The organism is Thiocapsa marina 5811 (assembly GCF_000223985.1).
Taxonomy (GTDB): domain Bacteria; phylum Pseudomonadota; class Gammaproteobacteria; order Chromatiales; family Chromatiaceae; genus Thiocapsa; species Thiocapsa marina.
The window spans coordinates 197,376-214,544 of sequence record NZ_AFWV01000009.1; the positions used below are offsets into that span (position 1 = coordinate 197,376).

The 17,169-nt window shown below is 61.9% G+C and carries 14 protein-coding genes and 1 pseudogene; 2 read left to right on the forward strand and 13 right to left on the reverse strand.

Going from position 1 to position 17,169, the window contains the following annotated elements:
- Positions 1-67: 67 nt before the first annotated feature.
- The gene (locus THIMADRAFT_RS14450; RefSeq protein WP_007193800.1) at positions 68-1,228 is read right to left on the reverse strand and encodes a PDDEXK nuclease domain-containing protein; all 1,161 of its coding nucleotides are present in this window, start codon (positions 1,226-1,228) and stop codon (positions 68-70) included.
- Positions 1,225-2,460, reverse strand: a complete 1,236-nt coding sequence (locus THIMADRAFT_RS14455) for an HsdM family class I SAM-dependent methyltransferase (RefSeq protein ID WP_233490259.1) — start codon at positions 2,458-2,460, stop codon at positions 1,225-1,227. Before THIMADRAFT_RS14455 ends, THIMADRAFT_RS14450 begins: the two co-directional genes overlap by 4 nt.
- 83 nt (positions 2,461-2,543) lie before the next feature.
- On the opposite strand from THIMADRAFT_RS14455, the pseudogene THIMADRAFT_RS14460 reads away from it, so the two are divergent.
- Both THIMADRAFT_RS14460 and THIMADRAFT_RS14465 read left to right on the forward strand, forming a co-directional pair.
- Positions 2,544-3,451 (forward strand): annotated as a pseudogene (locus tag THIMADRAFT_RS14460) (tyrosine-type recombinase/integrase).
- Positions 3,448-4,557: an IS91 family transposase gene (locus THIMADRAFT_RS14465; RefSeq protein ID WP_007193803.1), complete on the forward strand. Its 1,110-nt coding sequence runs from the start codon at positions 3,448-3,450 to the stop codon at positions 4,555-4,557. The pseudogene THIMADRAFT_RS14460 and the gene THIMADRAFT_RS14465 overlap by 4 nt, the downstream one beginning before the upstream one ends.
- 176 nt (positions 4,558-4,733) lie before the next feature.
- Here the strand turns inward: THIMADRAFT_RS14465 and THIMADRAFT_RS26680 are convergent, their stop codons facing one another.
- From THIMADRAFT_RS26680 to THIMADRAFT_RS14510, 11 genes are all read right to left on the reverse strand, one after another.
- Positions 4,734-5,600 (reverse strand): HEPN-associated N-terminal domain-containing protein, encoded by an 867-nt coding sequence (locus THIMADRAFT_RS26680; RefSeq protein ID WP_007193804.1) that lies wholly within the window; start codon positions 5,598-5,600, stop codon positions 4,734-4,736.
- Positions 5,601-6,191: 591 nt separating this feature from the next.
- On the reverse strand, positions 6,192-7,589 hold the full coding sequence (locus THIMADRAFT_RS14470) for a restriction endonuclease subunit S (RefSeq protein ID WP_007193805.1): 1,398 nt from the start codon (positions 7,587-7,589) through the stop codon (positions 6,192-6,194).
- Positions 7,586-9,052: a class I SAM-dependent DNA methyltransferase gene (locus THIMADRAFT_RS14475; protein ID WP_040731651.1), complete on the reverse strand. Its 1,467-nt coding sequence runs from the start codon at positions 9,050-9,052 to the stop codon at positions 7,586-7,588. Before THIMADRAFT_RS14475 ends, THIMADRAFT_RS14470 begins: the two co-directional genes overlap by 4 nt.
- Before the next feature lie 85 nt (positions 9,053-9,137).
- Entirely contained in the window at positions 9,138-9,716 is a 579-nt protein-coding gene (locus THIMADRAFT_RS14480; protein ID WP_007193807.1) for a Uma2 family endonuclease, read from the reverse strand.
- A 185-nt stretch (positions 9,717-9,901) separates the two neighbouring features.
- A complete protein-coding gene (gene hsdR / locus THIMADRAFT_RS14485) occupies positions 9,902-13,294 on the reverse strand; it encodes a type I restriction-modification system endonuclease (RefSeq protein ID WP_007193808.1) in 3,393 nt (1,130 codons plus the stop codon).
- A 507-nt stretch (positions 13,295-13,801) separates the two neighbouring features.
- Positions 13,802-14,083 carry a BrnT family toxin gene (locus THIMADRAFT_RS25760; protein WP_083829293.1) on the reverse strand — a complete coding sequence of 94 codons (282 nt, stop codon included), beginning with the start codon at positions 14,081-14,083 and terminating at the stop codon, positions 13,802-13,804.
- Positions 14,084-14,296: 213 nt separating this feature from the next.
- Entirely contained in the window at positions 14,297-14,923 is a 627-nt protein-coding gene (locus THIMADRAFT_RS14490; RefSeq protein ID WP_007193809.1) for a 3'-5' exonuclease, read from the reverse strand.
- Positions 14,924-14,962: 39 nt separating this feature from the next.
- Positions 14,963-15,391, reverse strand: a complete 429-nt coding sequence (locus THIMADRAFT_RS14495) for a type II toxin-antitoxin system VapC family toxin (protein ID WP_007193810.1) — start codon at positions 15,389-15,391, stop codon at positions 14,963-14,965.
- Positions 15,378-15,638 (reverse strand): AbrB/MazE/SpoVT family DNA-binding domain-containing protein, encoded by a 261-nt coding sequence (locus THIMADRAFT_RS14500; RefSeq protein ID WP_007193811.1) that lies wholly within the window; start codon positions 15,636-15,638, stop codon positions 15,378-15,380. Before THIMADRAFT_RS14500 ends, THIMADRAFT_RS14495 begins: the two co-directional genes overlap by 14 nt.
- A 155-nt stretch (positions 15,639-15,793) precedes the next feature.
- On the reverse strand, positions 15,794-16,336 hold the full coding sequence (locus THIMADRAFT_RS14505; protein WP_007193812.1) for a ferritin-like domain-containing protein: 543 nt from the start codon (positions 16,334-16,336) through the stop codon (positions 15,794-15,796).
- Positions 16,333-17,169 carry a 2-oxoacid:ferredoxin oxidoreductase subunit beta gene (locus tag THIMADRAFT_RS14510; RefSeq protein WP_007193813.1) on the reverse strand — a complete coding sequence of 279 codons (837 nt, stop codon included), beginning with the start codon at positions 17,167-17,169 and terminating at the stop codon, positions 16,333-16,335. Before THIMADRAFT_RS14510 ends, THIMADRAFT_RS14505 begins: the two co-directional genes overlap by 4 nt.

Below are 17,169 nucleotides of genomic sequence, written 5' to 3' on the forward strand. Positions count from 1 at the left end.
TTCGTCAGGCCAACCTTAAGAAATTGAAAAAAGATCATTTTTTGAGCATGAACTTGGATTGGTAAATCTACAGTTCAGCCGGAAGCGCAGCCCTGACCACCGCAGCAAGCTGCTCCGCACTCGGCAACCGCCCCTTCAGCTCACCGGGCAGCCTGGAATGCAGCTCATAAGTCGCCACTCCGATCGGGTTTGCCTTGCTGCGCAGGGCGTATTCCACCTCCACATCGTCTTTCTCGGCGCAGAGGATGATCCCGATCGAGGGGTTGTCCTCGGGTGGGCGTTCGGTGTCGTTGAGCAGGTTGAGATAGAAATCCATCTTGCCCGCATGCTCGGGCTCGAACGGACCGACCTTCAGCTCGAAGGCGACCAGCGCGCGCAGGAAACGATGGTAGAAGAGCAGATCGATGAAATACTCCTTCTCGCCGAGAACGAGTCGGTATTGGCGACCCACGAAACAGAAGCCGTAGCCCAGCTCCAAGAGGAAATCACGCAGTCGTTGGATCAGCCGATCCTCGAGCTCGCGCTCCTGGACCGCTTGACGCAGGCCGAGAAATTCCAGGTTGTAGGCGCTTTTGAGCATCTCCTCCGCCTGCTCCGAAAGATGCTCGGGCAGGGCGAGATCGAAGTTGTGGGTCTTTTTCTCCACCCTGGCCCGCTCGTAAGCTCCGGCCTTGATCTGATTGAGCAAGACATTGCGCGACCAGCCGAGTCGGGCGGTAGCCCGAAGGTAGTACAGACGGGCGGCCGGGTCGTCGGTCTTCTTAATCAAGAGAAGGTGATGTCCCCAAGGTACCCTGGACAGAAGTGCAAGGTCCGGGGTGGACGCTGTTTTGGTTTCTGGGACAGCGTGTCCCAGAATCGCGGCTCCCGACCCGTCAATGGCGCCAAGGGTACTTCCCGGGACAGCCCGTCCCGGAACCTCCGCATCCGCATAGGTGAGATAAAACTGCCGCATCCGCCACACATTGTCCGCGGAGAAGCTTCGGGTGGCGGGAAACGACCGGCGCAGCTCCGCGGCCACCATCTCGACCACCGAATCACCCCACCCGTGCGCCCGCTGACGCTCTGTGATGGCGCGACCGATCTCCCAATACAGAAGGATAGCAGCGCGGTTGACGGCAGTTGCCGCAGAGACCCGAGCCGAGACGATCAGGACTTTGAGGTCCTCGACCAGCCGAGAATACTCCGGGGCAGAGGCTACGGCGGGATCCGATTCGGGCGTCTTCACTGCGCCAACCCCTCCAATAGCGTCTCCGCCTCCTTCTCCAGGCGCCAGAATTCGGCGAGCAGCTCATTCGCCGGCTTGGGCGGCTGGTAGCGGTAGAAGTACTTGTTCGGCAGGATCTCGTAGCCGAGCTGCGGGCTGTCCTGCCAGCGGATGATCGGCTTGGCGATCTCGCGGTCCAGAAACGCCTCGATGTCCTCGCCGAAGGGGATGTATTCGTCGTCCTTCACATAGTGCCGGTGGGTCCAGTCGACGGCCAGCACCTGTGGCTTGTCCTGCATGAGCGCCTTGAACTGGCGAGCCGCGTTGTCCTTCGGACCAAGGGTGAACGTCCGCGTCGTCTCGGTCTCGCCGATCTTCAGCCGCACGCGAAAGGTCAGCTCGCTGTCGTAAAACTCCTGCTCCTTCTTGAGGTTCACCGCCGTGAACGCCTTCTCGTAGGGCTCGGTGACGGTGGCGGGCCGGTCGTTTTCGTCCAACTGCCAGAAGACGACGCTGACCTTGTGGTAGGCGAAGTCTTCGCGCCGGAAGCACTTGACCTGCTCGTCGACGAAGCCCTCCGCCCAGCCTTCGCGGTAGCGCTCTTGGATCCAGGCACGGTGACCATCGCTGATGCGGTTGCGCTTGTTGCCGAAGGATCTGGGCTCCTTCTGGTACTGCTGGCGGGCGTCGATCAGCATCACGCGGCCGCGGTGGGAGGCCGGCTTGTCGTTGCGCAAAAGCCAGATATAGGTGTAGATGCCGGTGTTGTAGAAGAGCTGATCGGGCAGCATCAGGATGGCGTCGAGCCAGTCGTTCTCCAGGATCCAGCGTCGGATCTCGCTCTCGCCCGAGCCGCAATCGCCGTTGGAGAGCGGCGAGCCGTTGAAGATGATGGCGATGCGGCTTGCGCCCTTCTCCGGCTGCTTCATCTTGGCCAGCATGGTTTGCAGGAACAGCAGCGCGCCGTCGTTCACGCGCGGCATGCCGGCTCGATAGCGCGACTTGACCAGCTTGCGCGCCTCGGTCTCATAGCCGTCCTTGCCGCCCCAGGTCACGCCGAAGGGCGGGTTGGAGAGCATGAAGTCGAAACGGTATCCCGCTTCCGGAAGCTGATCGCCCGGCTCGCGGCTGTGGGGGTCGTGCGGGATCAGCGAGTTGCCGAGATAGACCTTGGCTTGCCGGTCGTTCTTGATCAGCAAGTCGGCCTGACAGATGGCGTAGTTGGACGAAGCCGCTTCGCGGAGAAGGCCCATGCCGGCCTCGTCGGCTTTAAACTGCAACCTCACGCCCTCGCTTGCGAGGGGTCGTCTGTTCACGATCATGAGGTTACACCACCATGTCCAACTCCTGCGAAGAGCGCTTCAAACATCACTACGAGGCCCATCTCAAGCACCTTCGACTCAAGGGGCTGCAGCCCAAGACCATCGAAGCCTACGCCCGCGCCGTGCGCCGCATCGGCGCCTATTTTGACGGCTGCATCGAGGATCTGTCCGAGCAGCAGTTACTCGACTACTTTTCCGATCGGCTCCAAACCAACTCCTGGAGTGCCGTCAAACTCGACCTCTACGGGTTGAAGTTCTACTACGCCCATGTGCTGCGCAAGCCTTGGGTGAACGTGGACCTGATCAAACCACCCAAGGGTCAGCGCTTGCCCGATATCGTGACGGTCGAGGAGGCCCGGCGTCTGATTCAAACAACGCAGACACTCAGCTATCGCGTCTTCTTCTTCACCCTCTACAGCCTCGGTCTGCGACTGGGCGAGGGGCTGCGTCTGAGCGTGGCCGATATCGACGCGGCGCGTCGGCGCGTGCACATCCGTGATGCTAAGGGCAACAAGGATCGCTTGGTCCCACTGCCCGATACAACGCTCGAGCTGCTGCGCCGCTTTTGGCGGTTGCATCGCAACCCGGTGCTGCTGTTTCCCAATCGCCACGGCGGACTCAAGGCGGCGGCCTCGGCCTGCACCCCGCTGGATCGCGGCGGCGTGCAGGTGGCCCTGCGCAAGGTCGTCGCGGCGTGCGGGATTAAAAAAAGATCACGCCCCATAGTCTGCGTCACAGCTATGCCACACATCTGATCGAGGCCGGTGTCGATCTGCTGGAGGTGCAGAAGATCCTCGGTCATCACTCCATCCTCACCACCGCCCGCTATACCCACCTGACCCGTCAGACCGGCGGCAACGCCGAGCAGGCCATCAACACCTTGATGAGCGGCTTCTCCATCCACTGGAGGGGCGTGAAATGATCCTGCTCTCCGCCATCATCGCCACCTTCGAGGCGGACTACCTCGCCCGGTATGGTGAGACGATCCTGCCCAGTCAGCTCAATGCCCTTCACGCCCTGAAGCGCTGCCGCACCTCGGCCAGCCCCTTGATGCGGGCGCAGTGCAGCGCGTGCGATCACACCGAACTCGTCCCGCACTCCTGCGGTCATCGTGCCTGTCCGCACTGTCAGCACCACGAGAGCCAGCGCTGGCTCGAGCGTCAGCTTGCCAAGCAGGTACCGGCGACCTATTTCCTGCTCACCTTCACCGTGCCCGAGGCACTGCGCCCGCTGGCGTGGTCCAACCAGCAGAGGCTCTACGATCACCTCATCCGCGCGAGTTGGGAGACGGTGCGCACCTTCGCGCGCAATGACACGCAGTTGCAGGGTGAGGCCGGGGCGATTGCAGTGCTCCATACCCATTCGCGGCGACTGGATTTCCATCCCCACGTTCATCTGGTGGTGCCCGCGGCGGCCCTTGATCCGGACAAGAAACGCTGGCGCACCAAGTCGGGCAAGCGCGGCTATCTGTTCAATCACAAGGCCCTGGCCAAGGTCTTCCGCGCCAAGCTGCTCGCGGCCATCGCCGCCGAGGGACTGACCCTCCCGCCCGGCCTGACGAGCACCTGGGTCGTCGATTGCAAGAACGTCGGCCGTGGCGAGAAGGCGCTGGTCTATCTGGGGCGTTACCTCTATCGCGGCGTCATCCAGGAGAAGGACATCGTCGCCTGCGAGAACGGCCAGGTAACCTTTCGCTACCGCCATGCCAAGCGCAAGCGCTTCGAATACCGCACCCTGCCGGGGGCGCGCTTCCTCGCCTTGGTGCTCCAGCATGTCTTGCTAAAAGGGTTTCGCCGGGCCCGCAACTTCGGCTTTCTGCATCCCAACAGCAAGCGCGCCATTGCACTGCTGCAGTGGCTCTTCGGACTCGATCCGAAGCGCCTGATCGCTCAACTCAGGCCACGGCCCCAGCTGAAATGCCCGTGCTGCGGCGCCGCGATGCGCATCGTGCAGACACGCCTTCCGCCGCACTCGCCACAACCGACCCTGCCGCCAACCCTCGAGGCGCCCGAGGCACTGGCGATGTAACCGCCGGCGACACGGCGAGCCCCGGACTTCGGCTTCCACGGGGCGAGGGTGGCGCTCGCCTCCAATTCAGGCACAATGCACACCTTGAGCGCCTTGGGGCGCCATGTTCACCGCGATGGCGAGCTTGGCAGCCGGGGTTGCGCAGCTCCTCGCTCGTCTCCAGGCTCAACGACCCATCAGCCTCGAAAAGCTATTTTCTCTCTCCCCTCCGCACCGCCGTGATCACGGGCTCGTCCAACAAACGGTTCAGATCGTCGCTCGCTTCGCTCGGACGATCTAACCTTATTCGTTATATCGAAAGCTCCATAGAACATCGATATTCCGGAAGGGCTCATCCTGTTCGGATATTTGGCGCGGTCTAGTGGGGGAGAGCCAAGACGCTTCGATGTCGTAAGCGATTCTTTGGGGTCTACAATATGGACGCGATATAGTTTTGAGGTCGTGTTGATTGCATCGATTAGGCCAATATCCTCGACCATGTGTGCAAGTGCGTCGAGGATTTTGACCGGATGCATTTCATCATGTTGAAACTCATCATAGCTCTTAGGCGTAGCGCTCAAGAAGACGTATCTCGCTTCGTGCATTACGAATTTCGAGAAGCCTTTCCACCCATAATAGAGCGTTTGATCTCTTCTTAGTGCAAAAGGATCGCGCTCACACCATTCGTCATCGTTTAGTGCCGAGTTTATCTGTTCCTGTAAATCCCCGTTCAGCGCATATAGGCCAACGTTCCCCAATAGCTCCCATGAGTCTATTACCGCACCTTGCCATCCTCCTTCTCTTGTTTCATAAGGTAGTCCCTCGTCGGCCGGTTGCCCCCATTCTGTCCTAATGCAGGACATTGCGTGATCCAGCAATTCTTCCAGTGTGCAAGTACCTTCGCCGACTGTCCCACAATACGTGCACGGGGTTGTACCGCCGCTGTTTCTAATGAAATCCCGTAACGCTTCTTCGTCAAAGCAATCGGGGCACACCACAATGTTCTCATCAACTGCGAAGCCTCGTTCCATGGCTTCTTCCCACATTCGCTTGGCTTGTCCCATGGTGACCTTGTGCATCTAAAAGTGGATTAGACAGAGTGTCGGTCAGGTGAGATAGACGGAATCTGTCTATCTCAGTCGGGACAGATTCTGCCTAGCCGGTGTCTCATTTTTCCGGGCGTCGTCTCGTCACCTGCACAATGACCATACACGATGTCCGGCATCGAGACGCTAGCAGATCATGGGCGTGGCGACAACTCAGACCCGGTCGGTCGATCCCGGTGGCGGTGTGCCCAAGGGCTGGGTCGAGTGAGGGGACAGATCTTACGCCGTGGCCCTTGCTCCAGATAGCGGCTCCCGCCCGCTCTCCCTTGGGGAATGAGGCGATCATCCGTTCATCGGCCTGCGCCAACTGAACGTTCGGGCTGCTCCAGCGCTTCGAGTGCAAGCTGCGCCTGGATGCCGTCGGGATGCTCCAGCAGGCATCGGGGTCACGTCTTGAAATCACGCATTGCGTGATTTCAAGACGTGTCCCTATGTTCCCCCGCATCAGCTGACCGACCCGTTGGCGGGTCACCCCTGCGATCTTCCTTCCTTTGCTCGTGCTCGGTCCTATGACTGCTTTGGGGTTTGGTCGACATCAACGGGGAGCGGCTAGGCGGCGACTCTCGCGTTGGCAGTCTTACCGCGCCCTCTGCGGGTGTTCTTGGTTTGCTCGGCGCGCGCGGCGCAGATGCGCTCCAGGAGGACCGAAGCCGGCTCGTCGCTCGGGTCCTGAGAGACGAGCTCGCCACGGAAGGCTTTGGCGAGGTTGGCTTGGTCGAGATGGTTAAGCAACGATACCGCTCTCGTGTATTCCGAAGTTGTGGATTCGACATATGCCAGTTTCGTCTCGATCCTCTCTACGACCTCCGGCATCTCTAACTCCGAGGGCATTGGCACCGGAAGCGCCTTCAGAGTTCGGCCGTTAATCTTCGGCATATTTCCTGCCGTTCCGGTCGCATGATTTTTGAAATAGCTTCTAGCATCAGGAGAATTTAAGAATCGCCAGAGGTATTGGCGCAGTACGTCATCTTTCACCCGCAGGCGCATCATCAAGTCCGGATAAATGTATGTTTTCGGAGGACCACGAAAAATTGCCGTTGCTCCGACATATTCTAATGAATTGGCACGTTGAACCAGAATGTCCCCATCCTGAAGCCAATATTGCGAGTCTTCCGGAATGACATCGGATAGGCGCTTTATTGCTCTTTCAGACAGATCAAGAAATCCTCGCGTTGTTGCTGTTAGCTTGAGGGACAATGTTCCTGAAGGGTTATCACCTGCTCGCGGCGAATACCCGTTGGTAGGTCCGTCGGCGATAAGGCTATGCAGTGGTTTGGTTTCCCATGCCGAGAGATTATTTTTCTCTCTAAATGACCTCGTCAAATCACCTCGAAAAGCCGCCTCCAAAATCGCCTTCTTGTAACTCTCGATCAGGCGCGGGATATGAGACAGTTCCTCGCGGGCGCGGCGGGTGCGCTCGAATAGACTGTCCAGCTTGGAAACGATGCGGCGTTGTTCTGCACGAGGAGGAAGGGGAAAAGGTATTTTAGATATTGTTTTGGAGGACAAGTGCTTTACGGTTATGGAATGTGTGTGCTCGTTAATCAGGCGTAGATAACCGGGAAGCGCATAGGAAACAAACTTCTTCTCTAAAAAATCTTCCTGCGGGGTTAATTTGCAAACACGCTGATTGAGCAGACCGCGCTCGGACGGCCACAACCGACAATTAAAATCTCCGTCCATTCCGATAACCATATCGGACGGCTCGACCCAATAGCCTTCTGGTATTTCTCCACTGTAGAATGTCGCGCACATCCCGGACGTTACATCCCGTATGCGAATTACGGGCGCACCACCACTTCCATTGAAGTATTGGGATTGAAAGGGAAAGCCATTCAAGATGTTGCAGACATCACCCAATGGGATACGTTGCCACCAGTCGGCTGTGTTATGTAGGGGATCATTGGAACGAGCGACTAGGTCTGCAACATCATGGCTGAAACTCATGCCGCCTCCTCGGACACTGCGGCGGCAGTTTCGATCTCCTCCGTCAACCCCTCAATCTCCTCAAGCGCCGCGCGCAAATGCACAATGATTGCGGCAGCGATGTCGTCTGGATCGCTCAACCGCTCCTCGATGTCCTCGCTCTCGTCGCGCAACCAGGCGATATCGAGATTGTCGTTCCGCTCCTTGATCTGCTCGCGCGTGAAGCAGCGGAACCGCCCGGTCTCGCCCTGATCGGTCCGCCCCGCCTTGCCGTAAGGATCATCGCCGAACGCGGCCTCGAACTCCGCGAAGTCGGCCACGGTGAGCGGTCGTGTCTTCCCGAACGCGGGCATGTTGGCCCGCAGTTCATAGACCCAGACGGCTTGGGTATTGGCCTTGTCGTTCTTCCCCCGCGTGAAGAAGAGCACATTGGTCTTCACGCCCTGCGCGTAGAAGATGCCGGTCGGCAGCCGCAGGACGGTATGCAGGTCGCATAGCTCCATGAGCCAGGTCCGCAAGCGTCGCCCGGTGTTGTCCTCGAACAGCACGTTGTCGGGCACGACGACGGCGGCGCGTCCGCCGGGTTTCAGTGCGCGGACGATGTGCTCGACAAAGGCGAGTTGCTTGTTCGAGGTGTCGTTCGTGATCGAGAAGTCGGAGCGGTTCGGCCTGCCCCCGCCCTTCTTGGTGCCGAAGGGCGGATTGGTCATGATGAGATCGGCCTTGCCGAGGGCCTCGCCGTCCGGCGAGAGGGTGTCGGCGCAGACGATGCTGCTCTCGATGCCGTGCAGCATCAGGTTCATCAGACAAAGTCGATGTGCGTCCGGAACCAGCTCGGCGCCTCGGTAGGCGAGATGGCGCTGAAAGAACGCCTGGTTTTCGGTCAGCTCGAACAGATCGTCGGTGCGCACCTTGATGTCGTGGTCGGCGGCGACGATGAAGCCCGCCGTCCCTGCCGCCGGGTCCTGGATCACCTCGCCGGGCTTCGGCTTGGTCAGGCGAACGATGCAGTCGATCAGCGGGCGCGGCGTGAAATACTGGCCTGCACCGGATTTCTTCTCGGCCGCGTTTTTCTCCAGCAGGCCCTCGTAGAGGTTGCCGAGGCCCTCCTCGCGCGCCGAGAACCAGTCCAGCTTGTCGATGGCCATGGTCAGGGATTTGAGGTTCGCGGGCTTGCGCAGCTTGGTGCCCGCGTCGGCGAAGATCGCGAGAATGGTGGGATCCTGCGTCTTCTTCGTGTCGCCCAGATCCAGCAGGAGGCGACGGTAGTATTCGAGCTGGTCGAGACCCTCCCGCGTCGACAATGACTCCCAGCCGTACCCGTTCGGGATACGGTCCTCATGTCCGGTCTCCTGCATCATCTTGAGGAAGAGCAGGAAGGTCAGCTCCGTGACGTACTCGTTGTAGGTCACGCCGTCGTCGCGCAGGATGTGGCAGAGGTTCCAAAGCTTGGCGACGATGTCGCGGGTTCGATTGTCGGTCATCGGGTTCATTGAAGCGGTTGCGGTGGAATTCCCTGGTCCGGGGTTCGGGGTCCGGGGTTCGGGGCTAAATGCACGGTTCGTGAGGTTATCTCGAGAGCTCAACCTTGTCGTAGACCTCGGCCAGTAACAGCTCCGCGTCGACGACGCGCAGGGGGATGGATTCCGACGGGTCTTGATAGCTGCTTAGGCTCCAGGTCCCGTCCGGCTGGCGCAGGAACAGCTCGGCCTGGATTCGGTATTGCGACAACAACAGGTAGGCCTGCAGGCTTGGCAGGTTGCGGTAGTGCCGGAACTTGTCGCCGCGATCATAGGCCTCGGAGGAGTCGGACAGGACCTCGATGATCAGGGTCGGATTGGTGACGACATCGCGCCGGTCGTCGTAGAACTGGCGCTCGCCGCAGATGACCATTACGTCCGGGTAGGTGGCGACGTCATCCGAGACGATGCGAACCTTCATGTCGCTTGGGTAAACCCGGCAGGGTTTGTCTTTAAGCTGGTTGCGCAGCTCGGCGCCGACATTGAGCACGATCAGGTTGTGCTCTTCGGTGCCGCCGGCCATCCCGAAGACCTCACCGCCGACGTACTCACTGCGTTGGTCCGCGGCGACGCGCTCCATGGCGAGCCAGTCCTCGAACGAGAGACGCGGTTGAGGTGCAACAGACATCATGGCCTCCAATGGGTGCGGCGGATGGTTCCGCGTCGATTATAGCGACGCCGGGGGCGGGCTGAAGTCGGCGTACCCGGAGGCGCGGCGCCTCGGGTGCGGCGCGACATGCGCTCGGTCACGGTAAAGAGCCGTCATCCAGAATCAGGTTGCTGGCTTTGCGTCTGCGCCCGCGATGCGGTTGCTCATCCCGCCTCTTCCCAGAGCGCCTCGTTCAGCTCGCCCAGAACGGCTTCGAGCTGACCATCAAACACCTTGTTCAGACGACTGAAACCGCCATGCGCCTGGAAGGGCTCACGGTCGAGCGCCGAGCGGTCCACCACGATCTCGCGCTCGATCTGCTCGGCGATGCGCTTGAGCCATTTGCGCTGCGGATCGCTCCAGGGGTGTTTGGCGAGGATCCGCTGCGTGGCGGCGCGGACCCGTTCCTCGAAGGGAATCAGCGCGTCGCCGAGGGCGGCCTGACGGACGAACCCGATGATCGAGGCGGCGATCTCTTCGTTCCGGGCATCCTGCCACGCCCGGCGCAGGTTGGCATCGGAATAACCCAACTTGTCGAGCGCAAGGCGCAACTCGCGAAGCTGGGCGCGGGTCAGCTCGCGCGGGCGCTGCACCACGACGGTCAGGGCGGCGATCTTGTTGACGTTGTTGCGGACGTAGCTGGTGAAGCCGTCGAGAAAATCCTCGGGCTTGTCGGCGGACCCGTAGCCGCGCACGACCTCGGCAATCCGATCATCGTGAGACGAGATCGGGATTCGGCGCGGCGCATACGCCTCCGGTTCCCAGTCGAGGATACGGCCAAGACCGGGCCTTGACGTGATCCAGACGACGCTCGTATCGAGCGGCTGCTCCGCCAGGCGCTTCAGTGTCGCCTCGGGCGTTTCACCTGCACTCGCCTCGTACTGCTCGCGGGCCTCGCCGGAGAGCTTGCCGAGACGCCGCCGCAGCTTGACCAGGATTTGGTCGCGGATCTCTTCGCGGTGCGCGTCCGTCTCGACCTCGGCGAACTCCTCGAACAGCTGTTCCAGGCTGATCGCGGGGTTGACCACGACCGGGCGCATGTCGGTCAGGTTTTGGAGATGCGGATAGAGATCGACGGCATCGAAGATGCGGAAGGTCTCCTTGCCGATCTCGTCGCAACGCCGGGTCGCCCGGCCCAGCATCTGCTCGTAGAGGATGCGGCTGTTGACGCGGCGCAGAAAGACGAGGTTCGTGATCTTGGGAACATCGATCCCGGTGGTCAGCAGATCGACGGTGACGGCGATCTTCGGCAGGTCGTCGTTGCGATAGGAGCGGATCAGGCCGCTGACCTGATCGACGCTGCCGGTGATCTTGCGGATGGCGGCGTCCTCGATCTCGCCGTAGCGCGCCTTGAACGCCTTTTTGAGCTGGTCGACGACGATGTCGGCATGGGCGTCGGTTGCGGCAAAGACCAGGGTCTTGCCCGGCAGATCAGGATCGATGTGCTTGGTCAGCTCCTCGGCCACGACCTTGTTGAAGTTGATCGTTACGACCTGCTTGTTGAAGGCTTCGACCTCGAAGTCGATCTGGTCCGGGACATGGGAAAGGTCGATCTGGCCGGTCTTGGTGTCGAGCAGCTCGATCTGCTCGCCCCTGCCGAAATGAATCCCGGCCTGCGAGAGGGCGGTGGTGATCTGGATCGGCGGCTCGTGGTCGATCAGGTAGCCGTCGACGACCGCCTCGCGGTAGGAGTAGGTATAAACCGGATCGCCGAAGATCTGCACCGTATGCAACGCGGGCGTCGCGGTCAGGCCGATCTTGACCGCGTCGAAGTGCTCCAGGACCCGGCGGTATTTGGAGATGTAGTCCGCCTCGCTGCGGAAGCTGAGCTCGCCGTCGGAGAGCTCGCGGTCGAGGAGATAGCCCCGGTGGCACTCGTCGATGACGATCAGATCGTACTGGTCGATGGGCGGTACATCGGCCGGATCGGCGTTGTAGAGCACCCGGCGCACGAGGCCCTGAATGGTGCAGATGTGGACCTTGGTTTCCGGCTCGGGACGGGCGGCGTCCAGCCCTTTGAGATCGAAGATGTCGGCGAAGGTCTTGGTCCCGACCACCTTGGTGGACGAGAACTCCCCGCCGGTCTGCTGCCCCAGTGCGCTGCGGTCCACCACGACGCAGACGCGGCGAAAGCGCTTCGCGTTGAGGAGGCGAAAGAGCAAGGCGATGGCGAGCTTGGTCTTGCCGGTTCCGGTCGCCATGGCGACCAGCAGGGACCGCAAGCCGTCGGCAATGCTCCGCTCGACCGCCTCGATGGCCTGCTGCTGATAGGGCCGCAGGGGGAAGCCGAACACCATCGGCTGGATCTTGAGGGCCTCTTGGGCGGCCTCGATGTCGATCTCCAGCCGGGCCTTGAGCCCGTCCGGCGTCGGCCAGTCGTTCAAGGCGCGGCGGTGATGGGTGGCCTTGCGGGTATCGCGAAACCAGATGCCGCTCTCGGTCTCGATCTGCTTGAGATAGGGCCGTCCATTGGTCGCGAAGACGAAGGGGACTCGGTAGGCGTCCCATGGCCCCCCGCTCGCCTCCGCCTCGCCGTCCTCGAGGATGATGTCGCGCGCGTAGCGCTCGGACTGATCGACGGCGGCGGAGACGTTCTTGCGTTCGCGCTTCGCCTCCACCGTGCCGAGACAGGGTAAGCCATAGAAGAGTGCATAGTCGGCCGGACCGCTCGCGGTCGGCCATTCGGCAATCGCCATCGCCCTGCCCTTGGCCGGGCGTGCGCCCTGGCTGTAGCGCAGGACCTTGGTATCGGCTTCCCAGCCTCGGATGCGCAGTTGCTCGTCGATGATGGCACGCGTCGCGGCCTCGTCGAGATCGATCCCTTTGGCGGCTTGCTCGGCCTGTTGCTGCTGACGGGCCTTCTGCTGCGGCGTGGCTTGGGCGGCGGCCGTCTGTAGGATAAGCAGGTCGGCCAAAGCGGCGTTCTTCTGGTCCTCCGCGTCCTGCGCAATCGCGGCCCACAGCTCTCGCTCCTCGTCGATCCGGCGGGCGCGGGCCTCGGTGGTTTCATAAGCGACCCTCGCCGCCTCGACCGCTTCCCGTACCTTCTCGGCCTCGTCGAGCAGTTGAGCCCGTTGGGCGCGCAGCTGCTCCAGCTCCTCCACGAGGGATTCCGAAGCGGCCTGCGGTGCGGTCGGCGGCACGAAAGGGCCGGGCTTGAAGCCGGTGTCCTTTCCGAAGGTCCGGTGAAACCAGATCGCCAGTTGCCGGGCGATCTTGAGCGTGTTCAGGGCATCCCGATGGTCGCCGTCGCCATGGTGCGTCGCGCGGTTGCCGAGAATTCGGACCTGGTGAAACAGGTCGAGGACCTCGGGAGGAACCGCACGCTCGAATTTGAGACGACGCAACAGGTCCGATTGCAGCTCGTCCGGGGTGACGAGAAGACCGCTCCGAGCGGCCACTTGGCGGGCCAGCTCCTCGCCGAGCTGGCGGAGCTTGATCAGGCAGGTCGAGGGATCATCGGCGAAATAGCGCTCCGCCAGGGCGCCGAGGCGATCAAGCTGCTGCTCATAGGCCCGCAGACATCCGAAGTTCCGGGATACCGCTTCGGTTGGCATCAAGACACTCCTGTCGCGAAGCTCATCCGCTTGCCGCTGCCGACGCGCCGCAACGCGATACAGAGGGCATCGGTATCAGAGAGCAGATACCCAGCTTGAGCCGCGGGGTCGAGCCCTCTGCATTGCCGCGGTCATGATCGCAATCGCGATCGACGAGCATCTGGCGGCTGGACGGAGCGCCGGTCCTCGGCAACATCATGATGCCGCGCCCGATCGGCTGCGCTGCCGACGCCCCGTTTTGCCTTTAGCGACTTGTTGGCGAATTCTCGTTCCCGCGCAAACGCTCATGCACCCATCTTGATATCAGGTCCGCTTCAGAGAGGTGCTCGCGCCTTGCTCTTCTTCGGAGAGCGGAGATGTCTTCGGATGCCAGACGAATGGAAACTTCCTCTGCGCGCTGGAATACCGGTTCGCTGATTTCGACGAGCTCATCTTCGAAATCCGTGAGATCGTGGACCTGCCAAAAGGCCGCGAGCTCCGAGATTGAGTCGGTTGTCGGTAGGTGTTTCATTTTCTTTTCCACTGCTGATATCGTGCCCGTTCGCGATCGGTCATCGGGCGAGCCGTAACGGGATATCCCTTGCCGTCGGGAAACTGGATGACAATGCAAAGCAGATGCTTGTGACTAAGTGTTTCTCCGAGAACATGATAGACCGGGTTGGCGCCCTCTGACCTTGCTCGGAGCAGCAACGACCGCGCAAAACACACTTCTTCGAATTCATCAGGGCTTACGCCATGCCGAGAGATATGATCGATTCTGTCCTCGGGCCAGAGAATTTCTGTGATCATCTGGGCGAAGGTGTTCTAGATGAGGAACGCGGGGTCAAGGAACCTGGGCGCAGGTCTCAAATGTACCACACAGCCGGGCCTGCTCATGGAGCAAAGCCATAAGTGCGGGAGCAAGGGACATCGGGCTCAAGTCTTGACCCCAAGTCCCGCCTCAGAAATCCGAAGTTTCCTGATAACCTCACGGTTGGCATCAGAACACACCTGTCGCGAAACTCATCCGCTTACCGCTGCCGACCCGCCGTAACGCGCGATGCAGCTTTCAAGCTGTGTCTTCGCCGTCCGCTGAATCCGCCCGAGCAGGTCGTGCTTAACCTCCGTGAGCCCAAACCGCGCCATCAAGGCCCGCTCCAGATACAGCGTCAGATGCGCCGCCATCTCGGCATCGGCCTGCGCTCGATGATAGCGGCCGGTGACCGGTAGCCCGGCGTACTCGACCAGGGTGCCGAGCTTGTGATTGGGTGCTTGGGGTAGGACACGACGGGAGACCAACATCGAGCAGGCGAAGGCTTGCGGCGTCCTGCGCCCGATGCGCGCCAGCTCGGCATCCCAGAATTTGCGGTCGAACGAGGCGTTGTGGGCGACCAGGGGATAGTCGCCGACGAAGTCCGCAACCTCCGCCATGACTCGGCTAGCCGGCGGTGCCTCGCGCACCATGGCGTTGCTGATCCCGGTGAGGTGCTCGATAAAGGACGGGATGCGCACACCGGCATTCATCAGGCTCTGGTACTGATCGACGATGCGCCCGTCGCGGATCAAGACGGCCGCGATCTCGGTCGCGCGATCGCCCATGTCCGGCGAGAGACCGGTGGTCTCGAAGTCGATCACGACAACCGGATCCATGCCTCTTCGTCTCCGCGTTGCCGCTGAAGCCCTTGCCGGTCAAAGTGTCTCATCGGTCGGCACCTGTACAGGCGGCGCACAGCCGAGCCGGCGCGCCCGGCGTGCAAAGCGCCGATCATCGAAGGTGTAGAGGGCCTCGCAGTGCTGGCTGGCCGTCAGGTGCAGGGCGTCGGCGAAGTCCATACCGTCGGCGGCAAGCGACAGCGCGGCGGCGACGCGCTCGGACTCCTCGGTATTGACGTGACCAAGGCCGAGCAGGTGCTCGAAGACGCAACCGACCTGCGCGGATTCGAAACGGTAGAAGGCCCGCAGCACCCATTCCAGCTCCAGCGCCACGGTCAGGGGCACGAACAGGCTGGGGCTCTCCGTCATGATCGCTCGGGCGATGGGACGCTGCCTGTCGGCCTCCGGGTCGTTTGGATCGTCGACGTAAAAACGCGCGAGGATGTTGGTATCAACGGCGATCATCGGCCTCGGCCCGCATCGCCTCGGCCGCGTCGAAGTCCGCCAGGCGGCGCTCGCCCGGCAGTGCGCAGCGGAGCATGCCGTAGCCGTCCTCGGCACGAGACGGCGGTATCGACTTCAGCGGGCGTACCCGGATGCCGTCGCCTTCAAGCTCGAAGTCGAGCTTGCTGCCTGGCACCAGACCGAGCCGCCGGCGGATGGCGGCGGGGATGACCACCTGACCCTTGTCGGAAACGGTGACGGTCGGCATGAGAACCTCGATTTCTTACCTCGTAAGATGCGGCCTAAATTAGCATGCCCATCCGCGGGCTACAACGTCATGAGGATCACGGTGGACTTCGCCGAACCGGTGTTCTAGCCGGCACCGAAGGGCGAGCACAGCTCGTCGGCGGTCATGGTCGGGCCTCAGCCCTGCAGATTCGGCGGATCCAGATCCTCGGGCAGCCGGGTCGGGCTCATGCGCTCGCGCTCGACCCACCTGGTGACCAGCTCGACGTGCTCGTTCTCCTCCGCCGCCATCTCGGCAGCGAGCGCTCGAACCCGCGGCTGCGGTGAATCGGTCGCGACGAAGGCGTAGAAGTCGCGGCCGCGGATCTCGTTGAAGAGCGCCAGCTCGAAGGCTTGGAGCGGGGTCATCTGGTAGCTGACGTCGATGTCGTCGCAATCGACCTCGGGGCTGCCGGGGCAGGCCCATTTGAAGTCCCAGGGGGCGATCTCGGGGAGCCGGAGACCCTCGGCGCGGGCGGTCACCTCCGAGGCGTGGGCCGCGCTCATGTCGGCGAGGAGTCGGAAGACGGCGGCGACCGTGTGATTGTGGTGCAGGGTCATGGTCTCGGCGAGCTGACGGTAACGCTCGGCCGATTCGTGCTCGAGCTCGAGGGCGTGCACCAGAAACTCGGCGACGGACTCGATGCGTTGGGTCGATGGCGGGCTCGCAGGGGTGCTCATAGCACAAACTCCCGTTCCAGATCCGCGGGCGTCGCGGTCGGCTGGTTTTGCGGCTGCCAGACCGGGAGCCGCCGGACATAGAACAGGCCGAGCGCCATGCCGTCGTCGGCCTGGATGAAGCGGGCGGCCTCGACCGGATCGTCGGTGGGTGCCGTATCGGCCGGATGGACCAGGTGCTTCCACTCCTTCTGCTCCGGGCGGAAGGTCTGGCAGGGACTCAAGACCTGTAGAAAGGCGAATCCGGGATGCTCGATCGCCTCCACCAGCAGCTTGGTCAAACCGTTGGGGTCACCGGCAAAACCGCGCGCGATGAAGCTCGCGCCGGCCGCGAGCGCAATCGCCGTGGGCAGAAAGGGCCGCATGCCGGTGCCGTGCGGCGTGAGCTTGCTCTTGGCCCAATCGGGCTGGGTGGTCGGCGAGGCCTGGCCCTTGGTCATGCCGTAGACCTCGTTGTCCATGACGATGTAGGTCAGGTCCATGTTGCGCCGGCAGGCGTGCAGGAAATGGTTTCCTCCGATTGAAAAGCCGTCGCCGTCGCCCCCGGCCACGATCACGGTCAGATCCGGCCGGGCGGCCTTGAGGCCGGAGGCGAGCGGCAGGGCGCGGCCGTGGATGCCGTGGAAACCGTAGGCGTCGACATAGGCCGGCAATCGGGAAGAGCAGCCGATGCCGGAGATCATGGCGACGCGCTCCTTGGCGAGCTTCAGATGCGCCAGCGCCTTGGTGACGGCGGAGAGCACCGCGAAGTGTCCGCAGCCGGGGCACCAGACGGGCGCAACCTCGGACTTGTAGTCTTTGGCTCGGAGGGTCGGGGTGATGACGGCGACATCCAT

Bases quoted from the DNA above. Each gene is read 5' to 3' on its own strand.
- THIMADRAFT_RS14500 (WP_007193811.1), bottom strand. From the start codon at position 15,638: ATGCCGACCGTCACCGTTTCCGACAAGGGTCAGGTGGTCATCCCCGCC.
- THIMADRAFT_RS14465 (WP_007193803.1), top strand. From the start codon at position 3,448: ATGATCCTGCTCTCCGCCATCATCGCCACCTTCGAGGCGGACTACCTC.
- THIMADRAFT_RS14475 (WP_040731651.1), bottom strand. From the start codon at position 9,052: ATGACCGACAATCGAACCCGCGACATCGTCGCCAAGCTTTGGAACCTC.
- THIMADRAFT_RS14490 (WP_007193809.1), bottom strand. From the start codon at position 14,923: ATGGATCCGGTTGTCGTGATCGACTTCGAGACCACCGGTCTCTCGCCG.
- THIMADRAFT_RS14455 (WP_233490259.1), bottom strand. From the start codon at position 2,460: ATGGGCCTTCTCCGCGAAGCGGCTTCGTCCAACTACGCCATCTGTCAG.
- THIMADRAFT_RS14480 (WP_007193807.1), bottom strand. From the start codon at position 9,716: ATGTCTGTTGCACCTCAACCGCGTCTCTCGTTCGAGGACTGGCTCGCC.
- THIMADRAFT_RS14495 (WP_007193810.1), bottom strand. From the start codon at position 15,391: ATGATCGCCGTTGATACCAACATCCTCGCGCGTTTTTACGTCGACGAT.
- hsdR (WP_007193808.1), bottom strand. From the start codon at position 13,294: ATGCCAACCGAAGCGGTATCCCGGAACTTCGGATGTCTGCGGGCCTAT.
- THIMADRAFT_RS14505 (WP_007193812.1), bottom strand. From the start codon at position 16,336: ATGAGCACCCCTGCGAGCCCGCCATCGACCCAACGCATCGAGTCCGTC.
- THIMADRAFT_RS26680 (WP_007193804.1), bottom strand. From the start codon at position 5,600: ATGGGACAAGCCAAGCGAATGTGGGAAGAAGCCATGGAACGAGGCTTC.
- THIMADRAFT_RS25760 (WP_083829293.1), bottom strand. From the start codon at position 14,083: ATGATCACAGAAATTCTCTGGCCCGAGGACAGAATCGATCATATCTCT.
- THIMADRAFT_RS14470 (WP_007193805.1), bottom strand. From the start codon at position 7,589: ATGAGTTTCAGCCATGATGTTGCAGACCTAGTCGCTCGTTCCAATGAT.
- THIMADRAFT_RS14510 (WP_007193813.1), bottom strand. From the start codon at position 17,169: ATGGATGTCGCCGTCATCACCCCGACCCTCCGAGCCAAAGACTACAAG.